At 61.5% G+C, this 15003-nt stretch carries 29 protein-coding genes; 25 read left to right on the forward strand and 4 right to left on the reverse strand.

The window, feature by feature from the left end:
- Nucleotides 1-346 precede the first annotated feature (346 nt).
- Entirely contained in the window at nucleotides 347-721 is a 375-nt protein-coding gene (locus tag BN1233_RS41710; protein WP_046869579.1) for a hypothetical protein, read from the reverse strand.
- A gap of 204 nt (nucleotides 722-925) precedes the next feature.
- Between BN1233_RS41710 and BN1233_RS41715 the strand changes: the two genes are divergently transcribed.
- Both BN1233_RS41715 and BN1233_RS48115 read left to right on the forward strand, forming a co-directional pair.
- Complete coding sequence (locus BN1233_RS41715; RefSeq protein WP_046869580.1) at nucleotides 926-1363, forward strand: hypothetical protein; 438 nt, start codon at nucleotides 926-928, stop codon at nucleotides 1361-1363.
- Nucleotides 1364-1546: 183 nt separating this feature from the next.
- Entirely contained in the window at nucleotides 1547-1714 is a 168-nt protein-coding gene (locus tag BN1233_RS48115; protein ID WP_154678366.1) for a hypothetical protein, read from the forward strand.
- 301 nt (nucleotides 1715-2015) lie between these two features.
- Here BN1233_RS48115 and BN1233_RS41720 read toward each other — a convergent pair whose 3' ends face one another.
- Complete coding sequence (locus BN1233_RS41720; RefSeq protein WP_046869581.1) at nucleotides 2016-2441, reverse strand: hypothetical protein; 426 nt, start codon at nucleotides 2439-2441, stop codon at nucleotides 2016-2018.
- A 268-nt stretch (nucleotides 2442-2709) separates the two neighbouring features.
- Here BN1233_RS41720 and BN1233_RS41725 point away from each other — a divergent pair, with 268 nt between their 5' ends.
- The 22 genes from BN1233_RS41725 to BN1233_RS48125 all read left to right on the forward strand — a co-directional run bounded on the left by BN1233_RS41725 (nucleotide 2710) and on the right by BN1233_RS48125 (nucleotide 12160).
- Nucleotides 2710-2925 carry a hypothetical protein gene (locus tag BN1233_RS41725; RefSeq protein WP_046869582.1) on the forward strand — a complete coding sequence of 72 codons (216 nt, stop codon included), beginning with the start codon at nucleotides 2710-2712 and terminating at the stop codon, nucleotides 2923-2925.
- A gap of 66 nt (nucleotides 2926-2991) precedes the next feature.
- Nucleotides 2992-3369 (forward strand): hypothetical protein, encoded by a 378-nt coding sequence (locus tag BN1233_RS41730; protein ID WP_046869583.1) that lies wholly within the window; start codon nucleotides 2992-2994, stop codon nucleotides 3367-3369.
- Nucleotides 3370-3450: 81 nt separating this feature from the next.
- Nucleotides 3451-3786: a hypothetical protein gene (locus BN1233_RS41735; protein WP_046869584.1), complete on the forward strand. Its 336-nt coding sequence runs from the start codon at nucleotides 3451-3453 to the stop codon at nucleotides 3784-3786.
- Nucleotides 3787-3931: 145 nt separating this feature from the next.
- Entirely contained in the window at nucleotides 3932-4318 is a 387-nt protein-coding gene (locus tag BN1233_RS41740; protein ID WP_046869585.1) for a hypothetical protein, read from the forward strand.
- Nucleotides 4319-4462: 144 nt separating this feature from the next.
- Complete coding sequence (locus tag BN1233_RS41745; protein ID WP_046869586.1) at nucleotides 4463-4906, forward strand: hypothetical protein; 444 nt, start codon at nucleotides 4463-4465, stop codon at nucleotides 4904-4906.
- Between the two features lie 294 nt (nucleotides 4907-5200).
- Nucleotides 5201-5479 (forward strand): hypothetical protein, encoded by a 279-nt coding sequence (locus tag BN1233_RS41750; RefSeq protein WP_046869587.1) that lies wholly within the window; start codon nucleotides 5201-5203, stop codon nucleotides 5477-5479.
- A 172-nt stretch (nucleotides 5480-5651) separates the two neighbouring features.
- Complete coding sequence (locus tag BN1233_RS41755; RefSeq protein WP_154678367.1) at nucleotides 5652-5819, forward strand: hypothetical protein; 168 nt, start codon at nucleotides 5652-5654, stop codon at nucleotides 5817-5819.
- Between the two features lie 289 nt (nucleotides 5820-6108).
- The gene (locus BN1233_RS41760; protein ID WP_046869589.1) at nucleotides 6109-6813 is read left to right on the forward strand and encodes a nucleotidyl transferase AbiEii/AbiGii toxin family protein; all 705 of its coding nucleotides are present in this window, start codon (nucleotides 6109-6111) and stop codon (nucleotides 6811-6813) included.
- Nucleotides 6801-7079 (forward strand): hypothetical protein, encoded by a 279-nt coding sequence (locus BN1233_RS41765; protein WP_046869590.1) that lies wholly within the window; start codon nucleotides 6801-6803, stop codon nucleotides 7077-7079. Before BN1233_RS41760 ends, BN1233_RS41765 begins: the two co-directional genes overlap by 13 nt.
- 249 nt (nucleotides 7080-7328) lie before the next feature.
- On the forward strand, nucleotides 7329-7595 hold the full coding sequence (locus BN1233_RS41770) for a hypothetical protein (protein WP_046869591.1): 267 nt from the start codon (nucleotides 7329-7331) through the stop codon (nucleotides 7593-7595).
- Nucleotides 7596-7732: 137 nt separating this feature from the next.
- Complete coding sequence (locus BN1233_RS41775) at nucleotides 7733-8122, forward strand: hypothetical protein (RefSeq protein ID WP_046869592.1); 390 nt, start codon at nucleotides 7733-7735, stop codon at nucleotides 8120-8122.
- Between the two features lie 130 nt (nucleotides 8123-8252).
- A complete protein-coding gene (locus BN1233_RS48120) occupies nucleotides 8253-8405 on the forward strand; it encodes a hypothetical protein (RefSeq protein WP_154678368.1) in 153 nt (50 codons plus the stop codon).
- A gap of 47 nt (nucleotides 8406-8452) precedes the next feature.
- Nucleotides 8453-8812, forward strand: a complete 360-nt coding sequence (locus BN1233_RS41780; RefSeq protein ID WP_046869593.1) for a hypothetical protein — start codon at nucleotides 8453-8455, stop codon at nucleotides 8810-8812.
- Between the two features lie 39 nt (nucleotides 8813-8851).
- On the forward strand, nucleotides 8852-9076 hold the full coding sequence (locus BN1233_RS41785; protein ID WP_046869594.1) for a hypothetical protein: 225 nt from the start codon (nucleotides 8852-8854) through the stop codon (nucleotides 9074-9076).
- Nucleotides 9077-9125: 49 nt separating this feature from the next.
- Nucleotides 9126-9476 (forward strand): hypothetical protein, encoded by a 351-nt coding sequence (locus BN1233_RS41790; protein WP_046869595.1) that lies wholly within the window; start codon nucleotides 9126-9128, stop codon nucleotides 9474-9476.
- Nucleotides 9477-9528: 52 nt separating this feature from the next.
- On the forward strand, nucleotides 9529-9927 hold the full coding sequence (locus tag BN1233_RS41795; protein WP_046869596.1) for a hypothetical protein: 399 nt from the start codon (nucleotides 9529-9531) through the stop codon (nucleotides 9925-9927).
- A gap of 32 nt (nucleotides 9928-9959) precedes the next feature.
- Nucleotides 9960-10244 (forward strand): toxin-antitoxin system TumE family protein, encoded by a 285-nt coding sequence (locus tag BN1233_RS41800; RefSeq protein ID WP_046869597.1) that lies wholly within the window; start codon nucleotides 9960-9962, stop codon nucleotides 10242-10244.
- Nucleotides 10241-10582: an HVO_A0114 family putative DNA-binding protein gene (locus BN1233_RS41805; RefSeq protein ID WP_046869598.1), complete on the forward strand. Its 342-nt coding sequence runs from the start codon at nucleotides 10241-10243 to the stop codon at nucleotides 10580-10582. Before BN1233_RS41800 ends, BN1233_RS41805 begins: the two co-directional genes overlap by 4 nt.
- 54 nt (nucleotides 10583-10636) lie before the next feature.
- Nucleotides 10637-11056 carry a hypothetical protein gene (locus tag BN1233_RS49000; protein WP_187144500.1) on the forward strand — a complete coding sequence of 140 codons (420 nt, stop codon included), beginning with the start codon at nucleotides 10637-10639 and terminating at the stop codon, nucleotides 11054-11056.
- Between the two features lie 147 nt (nucleotides 11057-11203).
- Nucleotides 11204-11548, forward strand: a complete 345-nt coding sequence (locus tag BN1233_RS41815) for a hypothetical protein (protein ID WP_046869600.1) — start codon at nucleotides 11204-11206, stop codon at nucleotides 11546-11548.
- Between the two features lie 66 nt (nucleotides 11549-11614).
- Nucleotides 11615-11854, forward strand: a complete 240-nt coding sequence (locus BN1233_RS41820) for a hypothetical protein (RefSeq protein WP_147707858.1) — start codon at nucleotides 11615-11617, stop codon at nucleotides 11852-11854.
- 132 nt (nucleotides 11855-11986) lie between these two features.
- Nucleotides 11987-12160, forward strand: coding sequence for a hypothetical protein (locus BN1233_RS48125; RefSeq protein WP_154678369.1), 174 nt, complete (start codon nucleotides 11987-11989; stop codon nucleotides 12158-12160).
- Between the two features lie 185 nt (nucleotides 12161-12345).
- Here the strand turns inward: BN1233_RS48125 and BN1233_RS41825 are convergent, their stop codons facing one another.
- Nucleotides 12346-12615 carry a helix-turn-helix domain-containing protein gene (locus tag BN1233_RS41825; protein WP_147707859.1) on the reverse strand — a complete coding sequence of 90 codons (270 nt, stop codon included), beginning with the start codon at nucleotides 12613-12615 and terminating at the stop codon, nucleotides 12346-12348.
- A 423-nt stretch (nucleotides 12616-13038) separates the two neighbouring features.
- Between BN1233_RS41825 and BN1233_RS41830 the strand changes: the two genes are divergently transcribed.
- Entirely contained in the window at nucleotides 13039-13791 is a 753-nt protein-coding gene (locus BN1233_RS41830; RefSeq protein WP_046869603.1) for a hypothetical protein, read from the forward strand.
- Nucleotides 13792-13877: 86 nt separating this feature from the next.
- On the opposite strand, the gene BN1233_RS41835 is transcribed toward BN1233_RS41830, so the two are convergent.
- Nucleotides 13878-15003: hypothetical protein (locus BN1233_RS41835; protein WP_210168234.1), on the reverse strand; the 1126-nt coding region annotated here is incomplete at its 5' end.

Consider the following 15003-nt stretch of genomic DNA (forward strand, 5'->3'; position numbering starts at 1 on the left):
TCTGAAGCGCATGATCAAGATCTTCGGCGTCAAGCCGCTGTTGAACGCGATCGTGGCCTGATCGAACTATAGCCAGAGCCCGCGTTCGAACAGCTCACGCACATCAACCTTTCCAAAGCCCGTCAAGCGATCGCGTTTTCACACGGCCTCGGTCGCGAGCGTGCGTTACCCGCGTTGCCGGGACGAGAAGCGCAGCAGGCAAAGCCAGATGATGCGGTCGACGACGCTCACCGCCTTCGCCCAAGGAATCACGCTTCACGAGCGAGGGGAATCGCCCAGAGAGTCAGATGCCGGCGCCCCTGGTATCAGATGGCTTCGGCGTCCCATGCCCAGTCTCCCAGTCTGGCTAGCGCCGGCGGAGCCGGCTGATTGCGTCCCGATGCTCGGCCGGGTCGACGCCATATTCCTCCGCAAGCCGCTGGATCTCGGCCTGGCGTTCTTTCTCCGAGAGCTTGGGGCTCAGGCTCGAGACCGCTGCGACGAAGGACGCTCCGGCCAGGACTGGATCCCGGCGCATCGCGGCTCGCTGCTCGGCTCGCTTCTGTTCGGCATGACGGGTCTTGTACTCCTCCAAGGGACCGAAAGCCCGGATGGCCCGGTTCCGCAAGGCCTGAGCGGCCAGGCCGTGCTCCTCGGCAATCTCCTGCAGCGCCTGCTCGATGTCCTCGTCCGAGAGGATGGCTTCAGCGAGTTCTTCGATAGCGGGAACGAACGCGTCCATGTCACCTCCTGACCGAGGCACCCTTAGCCGCGAAGGATCGAGACGGGGGCCTGACACTTCGTCGCCCCGCGGGCTCGAGACCGCACCCGCCTCGCGGCGGATTTTTTGTTGGGCAACGGCCCAAACCCAGAGGGGGAGGGGATTCCATCGAGAATGATGGTCGAACCCTGACGGGTTCAAAATCCCAGGAAGAGGAAAGCCCCTTTGGACCGGCATCTCGACTTCGCCTATCCCGACCAGCGGAGCTGGCCCTTCCTCACGGGCCATTGTCATCATTTGGCCGTGGCGCTGCGGGCCCGAATCGGCGGCGAGCTGCGGATCCTCTTCTATGCCGCGGATTGGCCCGAGGACGAAGACGTCGACTACACGATCGAGAGCCTGATCGCAGAAGGCCGCATCGATCACGTCTTCCTGGAAGCGAACGGGATCTTTATCGACGCCAGAGGCGTGTGCCGGGACGCCGGCGATCTCGTAGTCCGAGACTACTGGCCGGGCGGCGAGTTGGGCACCTTCGTCGAGGCGCTTCTCGCCAGCGGCGACTGGATCCGCGAGCCGCATCCCGACACCGAGGCGCTTGCGGACCAGATCGTGCACGACCTCACCGCGGCCGGGCTCATCGCGGCGAGACTCCTCGCAGCTTGACCCAAAGCGCTCCCGAGCGACACGAGCCCGAGCAAACGGGATTCCATCCAGAAGATGGTTGAGCCCTGATGGCTGCAAAATTCCGAAAAAAGGACGGTCAGACGTCCGCCCTTTTCGGGTGAAGGCGTTTAGGTATAGCCAACGGCCTACACGGGCGCCGTCCGCAAACGAAATGAGGAATCCATGACGCTGACAATCGAAATCTTCGACGCAGACGGCAAAATGGTGGAGCAGTCCACGGTTGACGCTCCGACCGCCACGCAAGAGCAAATCGATGAAATGGTGGGGATGATCGATGGTGGAACACCGGCCCATCTCGCCGCTACCCTGACAACGCAGCCTCAGGAATAATGCGGAGGCGTTGATAGCGACTGAGGAAAGAAAGGCCGTATCGCGCTATCGCAAGCGGGTCGCTGCGCAGCGTCGATCCGATGCCAAGGAATGGTCGAAGCGCATGAAGGCAACGGCTAATCGTTGGTGCAGCAACGAAAATACCTATTGAGCATGGCTGAGCGCCCGTGAGCTGTAAAGTCCGTAGCCTCATCATGAGCCCCACCAGGAGCGGGCCTTTCTTTTGTACGTTCAAGAAAACCCTAAGGGGAGGTCCAGCCCATGGCCTCAGCTGCGGCTCGCGGCTGCGATCCGAGTTCCTTTACGCAAAAGAGTCTTTGGCGATCGCTCCGCTCGCGCCCAAAGCACCGCAGAGTGTATCAAGTGCGGGTCCATCGAGGCGCACAGGCGTATAGAACTCTTGATCCGCGATCGCGATGACGGCGATGAAATCTTTGCTCAGGTCGAGCACCCGATCGTGGAGATACTGGCCCAAGTTATCGCCTGGGAGCGTGGACGCCACAACGACCAAACAGTCGGCTCCGCACCAAAACTGACCGTTGTGGCTGGCCGCGCCCACTCGGCTCATGAATTTCGCATATCGCGTATCATGATCCGCATCATGTTCAATTTTGAAGGAAACTGCATACGACCTGGGGCTTGGTAGTCTCTCATCACCAAACAACTCGTCCAAATACTCCCGATACTCGTCTCGGATTTCGCCGGTATCGGCCGATTGTGCACTCATGGTGAACCTTGTAACGTCACTGGGAACTCGTCTGCGCTCCATCCCATCAGCTCAGACGGCCAAACCGGCGTCTGCCACAAGGGCCAGCAAAGGGATAAAACCCGTTAGCGCGGAGCACAGGCTTGGCCATATCTCAAATATGGCTTGTCTCTGGCAATGTACCAAGCTCTGTGACGAGGCGCCGCGTGTGCGGGCCTGAGCGACGGGATTCCATCAGCAAGATGGTTGAACCCTGACGGTTTCAAAATCCCAAGAGAAAGGACGACCGATGCGCCTCGTGAACACGATCCTCTGCTCGCTCGCCTTCATCGCCGTGACCGTGTTCGCTGCCCTCGGTCTGACCGGATCCGGGCTGCACGAGGGCCTCGTGCTCGTCGCCCTGTTCGGCATCATCACCGTGGCAGGCGCTGCGCTCGCCTTCGCGCTGTCGCTGATCTGCAACCCGCACCGCAGCTCCGCTGACCGCTTCCTCACGGCCCGCTGACGGGCTTTTCCAGCAAATCGAAACGAACCCTGACGGCTTCCAAATCCCGACAAAGAGGACGACCTCATGACGACCTTCTCCTTCCTCGTTTCCAATTGCGGCCAGGACAGCCATGAGATCGTCTTTGCCACCGACGCCGGCGATGCCCGTCAGGTCCTGCACGGCCTCGGAGACGAGTCCGCCTACATCGCGATGATCAAGGCGCTCGAGTATGGTCCGCAGATCGGCAAGTCGATCCGTGTGACGCTTCCGATCGACCGCTGCACGCTTGCCCGGGCCCGGGTGAACCGGGACGAAAAGGCGGTCAACGCCTGGAAGCTCACCCACCAGAGCGACAATCCGTTTCGGCCTGCCTCGTACACCTACGCGAACGAATTGGCTGCGGTCGAAATGGCGATCGGGTATGCGAAGTCCAGCGAGATCAGCGTCGTCGTCGCCTTCTGATCCGCCATTCCGGCGACCCGTTGCAAATCAGCCGGTCTTTCAAACGAACCCGTTGAGCTGAAAATCCCGGAAGGAGCACGCGTGCCTGTATCCCTTGACATCCTCGCCCAGAGGCAAGCGCGCTATGACCGACGCATGGACCAGGCGCGCCAGGTCGTTCCACACGGTGATTATTGCTACACCCGTGGAGAGACCGTGGCCGGCCCCAACGGCATGCCCCGGTTCAGGACCATCCCGTGCCCCTACTACAAGGGCCGCCGCGATCGGCCCGAGCAGGCCTATGGCTACTGCCGGCTCATGAAGCGCGGCGACTACACGCAGGGCCTCAATGGCCAGGGCCGGCCGCGCGCTACTCTCGTCCTATGGGATGGGCTCAAGGAATGCGGGGTAAACTCCCATCTGCCCAAAGAGGCGTGAGCCCCCGACAACCCGCCGCGAGCCGGCGGGTTTTTTATTGGCTGCGCCAAAAAACCCCAGAAGCGGGATTTTCCGTAAGTGAGGAGGGGAGCCCTTTTTGGATTCCAGACGGCCTGAAGGCCAGACAAATCCCCGGAGAGATAAAATGATCCAGCACGGCACCGCCCCTTTTCTCGAATGCTCGAGCCATGGCGATCGGCGCCTGAGCGCCTTCTCGGCCCGCATCCGGCGCCGCGGCAACCGCTCGATCGAAGAGATCTACCAGGCCGCGAAGGTCTTCGAGGACGGCTCGACCGGGCTCACCTGGCGGCAAGCCAAAGGCAAGCGGGCCGTGAATGCCGCCGAAGTCCGGGCGCTCTATTCCGTCCTGTGGGACGAATATATCGCCGAGCACCCGGAACTCCTGCCGGTGATCAAATCGGCAGCCGGCCTGAGCGATAAGTTCGGCCAGGCCGGACACGCCTGCCAGGCGACCGAGCTCTGGCGCATCCGGAATGCGGCGCTCGAAGCCGAGGGCAAACGCCTCGGCTGATCTCGCGACCAGCTCGCCTGAAGACCCGCCGTGATCCCCGGCGGGTTTTTCTTGGTCCGGCCGCTTGGCCCGAAGGGGAGGGGATTTCTCTCGAAAAGAGAATGAACCCTGACGGCTTCAAAATCCCGAGAAGGACGGAATGCGATGACCTACGAGCAGCGCCGGATCGATCGTGCCTACAACACTCTGCTCGCCCGGGCCTGCAGCGCCCTCACGGGTCTCGCGATCGCGTTCAACCAGCGGCGGGTCGACGTCGCCGCCATCTCGGACGACGGTGACATCATCCTGTTCCAGGACGAGGCCAAGGGCGTGCAGCTCACGCTGTCCGAGGCCCGCACCGGCTACCGGGCCCTGATGGAGACCCCACTCGGTGACGACGAGATGACCGAGGCCATGGCTTCCGCGATCACGCCGCTCGTCGAGATCTCCGATTCCTACCTCGACGCCGCCAACGAGAACGAGATCCTCGTGCGCGATGTCGCCGGCGAACCCGTCCTGTCGGTCGCCGACATTCTGGCAGCCCGCCGGGCCTCGAAGCCGATCAGCTATCGCGAGGCGCTCACCATCGATGAGCCACGCGCGGCATAAGACGGATCAGGCCCACGCCTCACGGCGCCGGGCCTTGTTCTTTGGTCAGCCGACCAAACCCCAAAGGGGAGGGGATCTCGAGGAGCGGGACTTCCCGAAAAGGGACGAACCCGCCGGCGCCGGATTCCGTCTTGGCCAGCCCCTTCGGTCAGGCTAATCGGACCAAGAAATTCGAGTGAACCCAGATGGGTTCAAAACCCCGAAGAGAACGGCGTCGACCCACGAGAGGCGACCGGCTCCTCCCCACCTCATGAGGCGATCCGACGATCGCTCCCTCCTGGAAAGGAAGTTCGCATGAAGGTCGCCATCACTCACCCGGAGCTGGGCATCTACGTCGGGAATTGCATGGGTCTCGGCTTCTGGTCGCTGTTGGATGCCGTCGGGCAGGATTGCGCGGTCGTTTTCGACACGGAGGAGGAAGCCCGGAGACACGTCTCGTCTTGGGACGAGCGCAACGCCCCTGATGACTACGGTTACGCCGCCGTGGAGGTGGCCGACGATGCCCACTACGCCACGGTGGACGACCTGAGCGCGGCCGGCCTCGACGAACTCGTCGGAGAGCTCGCCGCGTAATACGGATCAGGCCCACGCCTCACGGCGCCGGGCCTTTTTCTTTGGTCATTCGATCAAACCCCAGCGGGAATTTCGTCGAAGCCGTAGGGATTATTCTGGCGAACCGATATCGTGGGCCAGAAAATAATCATTGCAGACCAACATCGACAAAATCCGCAAGAGGACGAAGGCAATGGCTACGACCCCAACCACCACCAGCCAAGAAGACGTGATCCTCTGGCCCTGCGGGATTTGGTGCCTTCGCGAGGATCTCGACGACTATCTCACCTTCAAGTCGGACGATTTCGAGGTAATTGCCTTCGGAACAGCGCGTTGGAGCGAAATTGTCGACACAGAATAAGCGAGCACCGCGGTTCCAACCAGACCAGGCCCACGCCTCACGGTGGTGGGCCTTTTTCATTGCTCACGCGACCAAACCCAAAGGGCAGGGGATCTCGAAGGACGGGACCTCCGGAAAGGGACGAATCCGCCCAGCGCCGGGTTCTGTCTTGGCCGGCCCCTTCGATCTGGCTGGTCGAGTTCGCTTAAGCCTCAAAACGACCGATCCCGGAAACCGTGATAGAGTGGGGGATTAGATGCAATAAGCTCATGTTGTGAACGGGAAACCAGATAAGCAGACTTGGAAGAGGGTGCTCACGAGCGCCTTGGGTCTCCTCGACGAGCTGCGGGACCAAGGTTATGGGGAGCCGCCTTTCACGCTCGGTGGCGGGACGGTGCTGATGCTTCGGTTCATGCATCGCCTCAGCAACGACGTAGACCTATTCTCGTATGACGCCAAATGGCTTGCGCTCCTCAGCCCTCGGCTCAACGCGAGCGCTGAAAGGCTCGCGCAAAGCTTCGACGAACAAGCCAATTCGATCAAAATCGTGACCGCCCATGGCGACATTGATTTCATAATCGCCGGCGATGTCATTCCCTCAGCCCAGCCAAAGACGCTTCAAGTATCCGGCCGAACCATCCCGATCGACTCCACCGCGGAGATTCTGGCAAAGAAGGCTTACTTTCGCGCATCCGGGTTCAAGCCGCGCGATGTCTATGACCTGTCCGCAGCGATCGATCTCGACCCGTCTTCCGCAGCCAAGGCCGTAAGAGCCGCAGCCCTCAAGGCCCCGATCCTCCTCAGGAGGCTCTCCGACCTCGGCAGCCTCAGCCACGCAGCACTGGTCGCGGAGATCATACCGTATGGCACGTCGCTTCCCCATGCCGCCAACATGATCTCGAAAGTCAGCGACTTTGTCAGTCGACACATGAGCGGTCCCGATCTTTCGGGGACGCTCAAACCAACTCGCAAAGCCCCGTCGAGACCCAAACGAGATGAAGGATGGGAACGCTAAACCCGAGCGCCATACCGATCGTCCTGCACGCCATCACCAATGCGAGCAGCGATCCCATCACTGTTGAAGCCGCCGCACAGATCTTGATAACCGGCGACGGCCCCGGCTCACACGTGCGAGCCTTGTTCGGCGATTGCTCGGCCGACACCATCGTGCGCTTCGCCATCGAGATGGGTGTTGAAACCGAAACACTGAAATCAGCATTCCAGGTCGCGTGCAGGCAGCATGGTGTCGTGAACGAGACTCTCGCCGCGGCCCTCGCTTAGACTTTCCGACTGTCGCGATCACCGAGTCCATACGGGAATGAGACCTCCCGAAAAAGGGACGAATCCGCCCGGTGCCGGATTCCGTCTTGGCCAGCCCCTTCGGTCTGGCTCATCGGACCAAGGAATTCGAGTGAACCCAGATGGGTTCAAAACCCCAACGAGGACGAAGTCGACCTACGAGAGGCGACCGGCTCCTCCCCACCTCATGAGGCGATCACACGATCGCTCCCTCCTGAAAAGGACGTTCCCATGACCGAGACCACCCCGAAGACCGCCCGCACCCCCGCGCAGCTCGCCGCGATCCGCCGCTCCTATGGCCTGCGCAAGGCGGCCGCCGCCAAGGCCGAAGCCCGCAAGCAGAAGATCCAGCAGTATTACAAGGACAAGGCCCGCAAGCGTCACATCGACGAGTTCGTCGCCGGGAAGAAGGCCGCCTGGCTCAAGAACAAGATCCAGGAGGGCTACAAGGCCCGGGCCCGCCAGCGCCGCGAGGCCGCGGCTCAGCAGAGCGCGTAAGCTCCGCACCGGAATTCCCGAGAACCCGCCTCACCGGCGGGTTTTTTCTTGGTCATTCGACCAAATCCGAAACCGGATTTCACCCGATGATGAGGATTGCCCCTGATGGGGCTAAAATTCCGCGAAAGGACCTGCCGATGGCAAAGCTCACGTTCAGCTTTGAGAGCAATCAGCCGAACGGCTTTGCGAGCTTCCCGTTCTCCTTCGATCAGGATGATGCCGTCAGGATTCTCACGGCCCTGGTCGGCGAGGACGCTGCCCTGAAGGTGAAGTCCGAGGCGGAGTTCCTGCTGGATCTCGGCGCCGGTTCGCGCTTTTCGTTTCCGATCGACAGCGGCATCGTCGCCGGAGCGACGCTGTGCCGGGAAACCTGCTCGGTCAATGGCGTTGCCATTACGCCCCCGAAGAAGAGGTCAACCCGCCTCCCGGTGGCGAGCCGCTCTTATCGAAACGAACTCGGTGCCATTGAACAGGCCGTCGACCTCGCCAAGACCGGGACACTCTGCATCGCCGTTTCGTACGAGTGAGACACCCACACCCGCCGCACCGGCGGGTTTTTCTTTCCGGCCATCATGCTGAACCCCAAACGGAAGGGATTTCTCTCGAGAAAGAGATTGCCCCCTGACGGGTTCAAAATCCCAGAGAAGGACACTGACGATGGCCAAGCGCAACGCTCAAGCAGCTGCCCTTTCCCTCCGCGCCGGCAACGCGGGTTGTGCCGTGGCCGTCGATACGCGCGCCAAGATCGTGAAGGCCAAGAAGGGCCGTGGCTCCTACGACCGCCGCTCGTTCAACCGCGGCGAACACTAGGCCGCCCCACGGCATTACCCGTTTGCGTTGTCCAATGAGGATGCCCGATGAATTGTGAACCTGCTCCCTTCGCCGAAACCGGCGTCGAGGTCCGCAACAAGAACGGCGCGAAGCCGGCGGACCTCCTGGCCTTCATCGCCTGGTGCGAGATCATCATCGGCAAGCGCATGGCCCTGAACGGCGTCATCCTCGATCCCGGCAAATATGATCAATTGCGGTCCGACTTCGCCTTGCACATCGGGATCATGGATGGGCTGCGCGACAAGCTCTTCGTGGTCGAAACCGCAGCCGACCGCGACAGGATCATCGCGTGCTTCCCGAAGCTGATCGATCGCAGCGACGAGATCAACGCCGCCCGCCGGGCCGCCGGCAGGACAAAAGCAGCCCGGCGCAGACCCGCCCCCTGAATTCCGAGTCCATCCTCGCACTCACCGGAGATCCCCAAGATGCAGACCCTCAAGATCGTGAATGCCCGCATCACCCCGCTCCCGAAGAAGCTCTTCGATCCGCTGCCCGAGGTGCATGTGACGCTCGAGGACGGCAACGAGCAGATGCTCTTCGACTATTATCCGGACGAGATCTCGTTTTCCGCGAACGAGTTCGTCGGCCTGACGGTCGAGCAGGCCAAGCAGCTCAAGTTCAAGAAGGACGTCGCCTACCTGCGGTCGTAATTCGCCGGCACGCGTGCCTGAATTTCCCTTTCGATTAGGAGAACATTCCATGCCCTGGTATTCCGACAACAAAGTGACGCAAGTCGCCCGAGACCTGCACGAGGAGAATGCCACCGTGGCGGAGTCCATGGGCGTCGAGGCTCCGGGCTGGACCGACCTCAGCGAAGAGGCTCGGGCCAAGTGGCTCGGCAAGGCCCATGAGTGGCTGTCCGCGAAGACACCCCTCGACATCTCGAAGCCCCTCAAGACCCGGGAGGGCCTGTCGGTCGAGAACGTCCGTCTTGATGACGACGGGCTTCGCATCGTCGCCTTCGTCCCGGCCTGGGATTGCGATGCGACCTTCGGCATCAATGGACGGGACAGCAACGACGAACACCCCGCAGACCTCGTCTACGCATAATCCACACCAACGGCTCGACCCAGTGAGCCACCCCGCCTGACAGGAGATCCTCATGATCGTGGAGCAAGAGCCCGTTCACACCGTCGCCACGGTCTATTGGGATCTGGCCTGGGTCTATGCCTTCATCACACAGGGGCTCGTCACCGATCCGGTGCTGATCCGCGCCACCGACAATGGCGAGGCCCTCCTCACCACGGCCCACGTGGAAGAAGCCCATCGGGCTCATATCAGCCAGGAGCCGGACCGCATGCGTCTCGCCGTCCAGCCGCTGGCCCGCGTCGCCGATGCTTACCGCGCCGGCCGGGTGAAACCCCTGGGCAATGCCGGCCGCGAAGACATTCTCGCGTTCGATGACACGAAGCAGGCGCCGCTCATCCTGACCTACGAGATCTTTGCCGCGGATGCGCTGCGCAACGCCACAAATGCCGTCCTCGGGTGTTGGAGTAATTGACAACACCCCCTCCTGTTGGCATAAACTCCAACATGAAGGCGGAACTCCTGCTCCGTGAGCGCCACCAGACGGCGGAGGACGCGTTCGTCGAGCTTCGTGTCTGGCGGGTCCCGCACCCGGTGCACGGGTCGGAGCACGAGTACAAATACGCGTTGGCCTATGTCGTGAAGGGCGTTTGCGTGCTCCGTTACGACAATGAGGCCGGGAAGGGCGATCACAAGCATGTCGGTTCAGTCCAAACCGGCTATCGCTTCACGAGCCCGGCCCAGTTGCTCGCAGACTTCTGGCGCGATGTTGACCAATGGAGGCCCGAATGACCACCGTGACCCTCTCTGTCGCTTCCCGCGAGGACGTGACCCGGCGTGCGCTCGCCGCTTTTGGTGGTGAGGCTCAGGGTGCGCACATCTCGTTCGCTTCGGTCGAGCTCCTGTGGCAGACCCTGACGAAAAAGCGCTGGGAGATCCTGAAGGTCATGACAGGGCAGGGTCCCCTGACGATCCGCGAGGTCGCCCGCCGCGTTGACCGTGACGTGAAAGCCGTCCACGGCGATGTCCATGCTCTGTTGAACGCGGGCATCATCGATCGGACTGACGAGGGCCTCATTCTCTTCCCCTACGATGCGGTCCACGTCGATTTCGTGCTGAAGGCCGCTTGACGAAAGCGTTCGACGACCAAGAGCAGATGCCGCTCATCCTGCTCTACAAGGCAATTGCTGCCACCAGGCTGCGCAACGCCAGATGATCCCAAACCCGCCGCATCGGCGGGTTTTCTTTTAGCCAACCAGCCAAATCCAGAAGACCGCAACTTCACCATGATGGTGACTGAACCCCAGGGAATTCGAAATCCTGAAAGGACCGCTATGACGGACATCACCGCATCCACCGCGCCCCTCCCTGTCGGTAATGTGCCCGCTCTGCAGATGGACTCCGACGTGTCCTTGCAAATGAAGGCCGGTGAAGCAGCCGACCTCGGGTACTGGCTCCTGACCGTGATTGAAAGGGCCACGCACGAGGCCAAAGCCGCGCCCGAAGGTTCCACCGGAAGAGCCATTGCTGAAAAGACAGCGGCCGATGCAACTGCTCTGCGCGAACGCCTTCGTGCGCTCCTCTTCATTCCCTTGGCCAACTAAGAACGCGCACCCGGTGCTCGCGAGCACTTTGCCGCGGATGCGCTGCGCAACGCCAGATGATCGCCAACCCGCCTCATCGGCGGGCTTGGTCTCAAGGGGCGATGCACCACGCGGGATAGGCATCATAACGACAGAGATGAGTGGATCATGGGAAGCAAATATGTAACCGTCCGCGGGGTCCGGAACCGGGTCTCGCCGCACCTCGCCGAAGCGCATGTCTTTGCTTGCATCGGCGTGAAAAACACCGACCCAAGCCGCATGGTCGCCGTTGTGTTCATTGGCGAGAACGCCCGACGCTCCGACGCTCGCTCCTATGACCTTGGTGCTGTCGGCTCGATCCCTGACAACCATGTCGCGCTCGGGGCCGAACTCCTTCTGATCCTCCTGCAGAACATTCCAGGCGGAGTTACCCTGACGAGCACGGAATACGGAACAGACGGCCCGATCGCCACCGCCCGCCGTGAGGACATCCTGGCATCCGCAGCCCCGTAGGGGAGGGGATTTCTCTCCTGAAGAGAGATTGAATCCTGACGGATTCGAAATCCCATGGAGAACGCTGTGTCCGATCTCGTGAACAATCTCGTCCAGCTCCGGGCCCGTCTGTTCAATGCCGGCCTCATCATGGCAACAGAGCGTGAGACGATGAACGAGGCGATCGCCCTCGCGCTGAGCCAGCCCAAAGCGACCCCGCAGTCCAAGCCCGTCTCCGAACCCGCGCCGGTTCCTGGCACTTCCATCTGGTTCGCCGGAGACGCGAGCCGTGAATCGCCCTTCGATCCGAATCGCCGCGGCGACTGAGCAGCCGACGTGAAACCCGCCCTTTGGCGGGTTTTTATTTGCCCACCTGGTCAAACCCGAGAAGACAGATCTCTCTCAAGATGAAGGATTGAACCCTGACGGCTTCAAAATCCCATCGAGAGGACACGGACCATGCGGATCAAGCGCTTCGCGAACTTCAGTTCCACGCTCAAGAGCTCGCGCGAGAACCTCGTAAACGAGTTCCTCGACGTCAGCACGGCGGCCGATCATGAATTCTCCAGGGAGATCGATCGTCAGCGCTACGCGCGCTATATCCACGCCGTCGGCTGTCTGTCTTACGGCTAGAAATTCGTTGACGATCTCGAGGCCGTCTATGCCTCGGGTTGCGTCGCCCGGCCGGCGTTCTCGCTCGACCCGTTCGTGGCCGAAACCGGCCGGGCGGCTTGAACGCGCCTCATCGCATCGGATGATCAGGCAAACCCGCCTCGTCGGTGGGTTTTTATTTGGTCACCTGACCAAACACCGGCGGGTCATTCGGATTCAGCAAGCGCCTTGCGGACCTCGGCCCGCGAGAGCCCGAAGTGCCTTGCCACTTGTCCCAGTGGGACGCCTGCCCCGTAGGCGGCACGAACCGCCTTGAGCTTGGCGGAGCTCAGTCCGGACTTCCCTGCACCTCCGGACTTCGCTGCGTCATCAGCCGGTGCCGCCGGCTTCTGACGACTGGGCGTGAGCTTCTCGAGTTCCGAAATAGCGTCCGAAATGGTGCGCTCGAACTCCTCCCGGAAGGGCCCAAGTTGCATCTTCGACCGCAGTTCCAGCTCCTGAACAGTCTCCGACAACAGGCTCAGCAGGGCCCGGTTCGAAAGGTCCTCGGGATGGGGCGCAGCCGGCGTTAACGTTGGACGCCCAGCTTCCGGCCCGCCAGTCGCGGGATTACATCCGAATGGTTGGAAACTTTTAGGAACGGAGCGTGAGAACGACATCCCGTAAAGATAATCCTCGCGCACACCCCAACAATAGATCGCAGCATCCTTGCCGTGCCAGGAGGAAGCGACCGAGAGGCGCACCTCAAACCCACTGCTCGGGCGATCGTCTTTTCAATCCGGAGACCCCGCCCTTCGGCGGGTTTTTATTTGGTCAGTCGACCAAACCCAAGGGGAGGGGTCTCTCCAAAAACTGAAGGATTGAACCCTGACGGTTTCAAAATCCCAAGGAGAGACGAAATGATCGACGCCCGCATCGACGCCGCCACCGCCGTCCTGTCTCACCTCGAGAGCCGCCGCTACCAACTCGGTCAGTCCCGGCACGAGCTCGTCCGCATGGCCCGCGAGCTGATTGGCCCATACTTCTCGAACGTGCCGAATGGCGTCATGTGCCTGAGCAAGGAGTTCCTCGTACACGACGAGGCCACCTACCTGGTCGTCGATCTCGCCAACCACGTGAGCTACACCCGCGACCGTCTGATCCTCACCCGGATCGGCTTCAAGACCGTCGACGGCGTGCGCCAGGCCTGCAACCTCGACACCGGCGAGCTGCTCGGGGAGATGAACCGGCTGGCCGTCACGGCACGCCGCAACTGGCGGAACGACGACTGGTATTCCCCGAACCCGCTCCGGGAAGTTGCATATACAGGCCTCGTGTTCGGATCTCCCGATCGGGAGGAGACCCTGAACCGCTACACCTACGTGCTGCCGCTGACGGGCCCGGCACTGCAGCACCCGGCGTTTCAGCGTCTCGCCAACCTCGCAAGCGCGATCCTGTCCGGCGAGGTCTCCGCGATCAAAGAGATCAGAAAGCTCCGCGCCGTCGACGAGGAGCTCGACGAGGTCGACGCCGGCATGGCCGAACAGGAGGCCATCATCGCTGCCGTGATCGAGGAGGCCGTGGCCGAATACCAGCCGCGCGAGTGGGACGCCGAACTCGTCCCTCTCATGGAAACCATGGACTGGTTCTCCGCAATCATCCGGAGACCGTGAAGGCCGCGGCATAATCCAAAAGGAAAAGGCGGCTCGTCTCGCGACGGCCGCCTGTTCTCATGGGTGCCCGATAAAATCCCGGAGACTTATTGTTGGGCCGAGCCGCCCCAGAGATCCGGACGGTCGGGGTGAAACCTCCTCATGATATGAGGCGGATAAATGATCGGAGGGCCCTCCCATGTGCGGATCCTGCCACGCTCTGCCGGGTCAACTTGAGCCCACCGAGCGAGATCGATCCGCGAGAAGCCTTCCGGCCACGTCATGGCATCGACGATCTTCCGCCAGACAAGGATTTCGCTCTCTTCAAGATTTCCTTTGCTCAGATAGTCGAACGTGGCCGCGCGGATCTGAGCCTCTTCGAGTTCGAGTTCGTTCTTCTGAACCGCATCATAGAGGTTCTCGATGTCGAGTACACGGTAATGGATCGCCTCCCAGACAATGATCCGATCCCACTCACTTTGGATGTCAGGATCAATCCACGGACGGAAGCTGTCGTAGATCCCATCGATACTCCCGTAGCCGCGGAGGTCTTGCTTGAGCCGGTACTCCTTACCGGCCTTGTCCGCCACGTCCGCATATACCGAACCGAAAAGCCATTCTTTCTTGTCCTCGTCAGTCAGTCCCCCAAACCATTCCTTCCTGTCCGGAACAGACAACTCGTTGAATTTCTCATGAGTCGGGAGGCCAAAGTTCGGGAACAGTGCCAGCACCTCGGGAGCGACCTTAGACTTGTACCTCGGATGCTCGAAGTCGTAGCAGTGCTTCCACTTCCCATTCGTGGTCTTCAGGGACAGATCCTCGCCCGGATCATTCTCACGCTCGAGCGCCTGCCGTTTGCGTGCTTCCTCCTCGGCAATCTCAGCGTCGATCTCAGGATCGTGCTGGTCGGGCAGAACCTGATGAGCATGCTCGATCTCAATCAGCGCCTCAGGAGCCTCGATCTTGACGATCCTCTCGGGAGACATCGCCTCCGCAGCCGTCTCGATCTCGATCGTATCCACGCCGAGGCCGCCGACCAGCGTTGACTCCAGAAGAGCAGCTGCAACCTTGGGCGCGGCCTTCGGAGCCGGGGTCGGAATGCGCGCCGGCGCCGCGGTCACCGAAGAGACCGTGCCCGAAACCGTGCGCTTCGAGGCGCGACGACCCGCACGCTCACCAGAAGTGCGCGAAGCGGGACCCGCCTTGCTACGCTCTTGGGAAACCAAACGCAAT

Source organism: Microvirga massiliensis (genome assembly GCF_001006805.1).
In the GTDB taxonomy this organism is placed as follows: domain Bacteria; phylum Pseudomonadota; class Alphaproteobacteria; order Rhizobiales; family Beijerinckiaceae; genus Microvirga; species Microvirga massiliensis.

Bases quoted from the DNA above. Each gene is read 5' to 3' on its own strand.
- BN1233_RS41750 (WP_046869587.1), top strand. From the start codon at position 5,201: ATGAAGGTCGCCATCACTCACCCGGAGCTGGGCATCTACGTCGGGAAT.
- BN1233_RS41800 (WP_046869597.1), top strand. From the start codon at position 9,960: ATGAAGGCGGAACTCCTGCTCCGTGAGCGCCACCAGACGGCGGAGGAC.
- BN1233_RS41765 (WP_046869590.1), top strand. From the start codon at position 6,801: ATGGGAACGCTAAACCCGAGCGCCATACCGATCGTCCTGCACGCCATC.
- BN1233_RS41730 (WP_046869583.1), top strand. From the start codon at position 2,992: ATGACGACCTTCTCCTTCCTCGTTTCCAATTGCGGCCAGGACAGCCAT.
- BN1233_RS48125 (WP_154678369.1), top strand. From the start codon at position 11,987: ATGCGGATCAAGCGCTTCGCGAACTTCAGTTCCACGCTCAAGAGCTCG.
- BN1233_RS41755 (WP_154678367.1), top strand. From the start codon at position 5,652: ATGGCTACGACCCCAACCACCACCAGCCAAGAAGACGTGATCCTCTGG.
- BN1233_RS41745 (WP_046869586.1), top strand. From the start codon at position 4,463: ATGACCTACGAGCAGCGCCGGATCGATCGTGCCTACAACACTCTGCTC.
- BN1233_RS41825 (WP_147707859.1), bottom strand. From the start codon at position 12,615: ATGCAACTTGGGCCCTTCCGGGAGGAGTTCGAGCGCACCATTTCGGAC.
- BN1233_RS41805 (WP_046869598.1), top strand. From the start codon at position 10,241: ATGACCACCGTGACCCTCTCTGTCGCTTCCCGCGAGGACGTGACCCGG.
- BN1233_RS41790 (WP_046869595.1), top strand. From the start codon at position 9,126: ATGCCCTGGTATTCCGACAACAAAGTGACGCAAGTCGCCCGAGACCTG.
- BN1233_RS41740 (WP_046869585.1), top strand. From the start codon at position 3,932: ATGATCCAGCACGGCACCGCCCCTTTTCTCGAATGCTCGAGCCATGGC.
- BN1233_RS41770 (WP_046869591.1), top strand. From the start codon at position 7,329: ATGACCGAGACCACCCCGAAGACCGCCCGCACCCCCGCGCAGCTCGCC.
- BN1233_RS41815 (WP_046869600.1), top strand. From the start codon at position 11,204: ATGGGAAGCAAATATGTAACCGTCCGCGGGGTCCGGAACCGGGTCTCG.
- BN1233_RS41720 (WP_046869581.1), bottom strand. From the start codon at position 2,441: ATGAGTGCACAATCGGCCGATACCGGCGAAATCCGAGACGAGTATCGG.
- BN1233_RS41710 (WP_046869579.1), bottom strand. From the start codon at position 721: ATGGACGCGTTCGTTCCCGCTATCGAAGAACTCGCTGAAGCCATCCTC.
- BN1233_RS41780 (WP_046869593.1), top strand. From the start codon at position 8,453: ATGAATTGTGAACCTGCTCCCTTCGCCGAAACCGGCGTCGAGGTCCGC.
- BN1233_RS48120 (WP_154678368.1), top strand. From the start codon at position 8,253: ATGGCCAAGCGCAACGCTCAAGCAGCTGCCCTTTCCCTCCGCGCCGGC.
- BN1233_RS41830 (WP_046869603.1), top strand. From the start codon at position 13,039: ATGATCGACGCCCGCATCGACGCCGCCACCGCCGTCCTGTCTCACCTC.
- BN1233_RS41785 (WP_046869594.1), top strand. From the start codon at position 8,852: ATGCAGACCCTCAAGATCGTGAATGCCCGCATCACCCCGCTCCCGAAG.
- BN1233_RS48115 (WP_154678366.1), top strand. From the start codon at position 1,547: ATGACGCTGACAATCGAAATCTTCGACGCAGACGGCAAAATGGTGGAG.
- BN1233_RS41775 (WP_046869592.1), top strand. From the start codon at position 7,733: ATGGCAAAGCTCACGTTCAGCTTTGAGAGCAATCAGCCGAACGGCTTT.
- BN1233_RS41725 (WP_046869582.1), top strand. From the start codon at position 2,710: ATGCGCCTCGTGAACACGATCCTCTGCTCGCTCGCCTTCATCGCCGTG.
- BN1233_RS41795 (WP_046869596.1), top strand. From the start codon at position 9,529: ATGATCGTGGAGCAAGAGCCCGTTCACACCGTCGCCACGGTCTATTGG.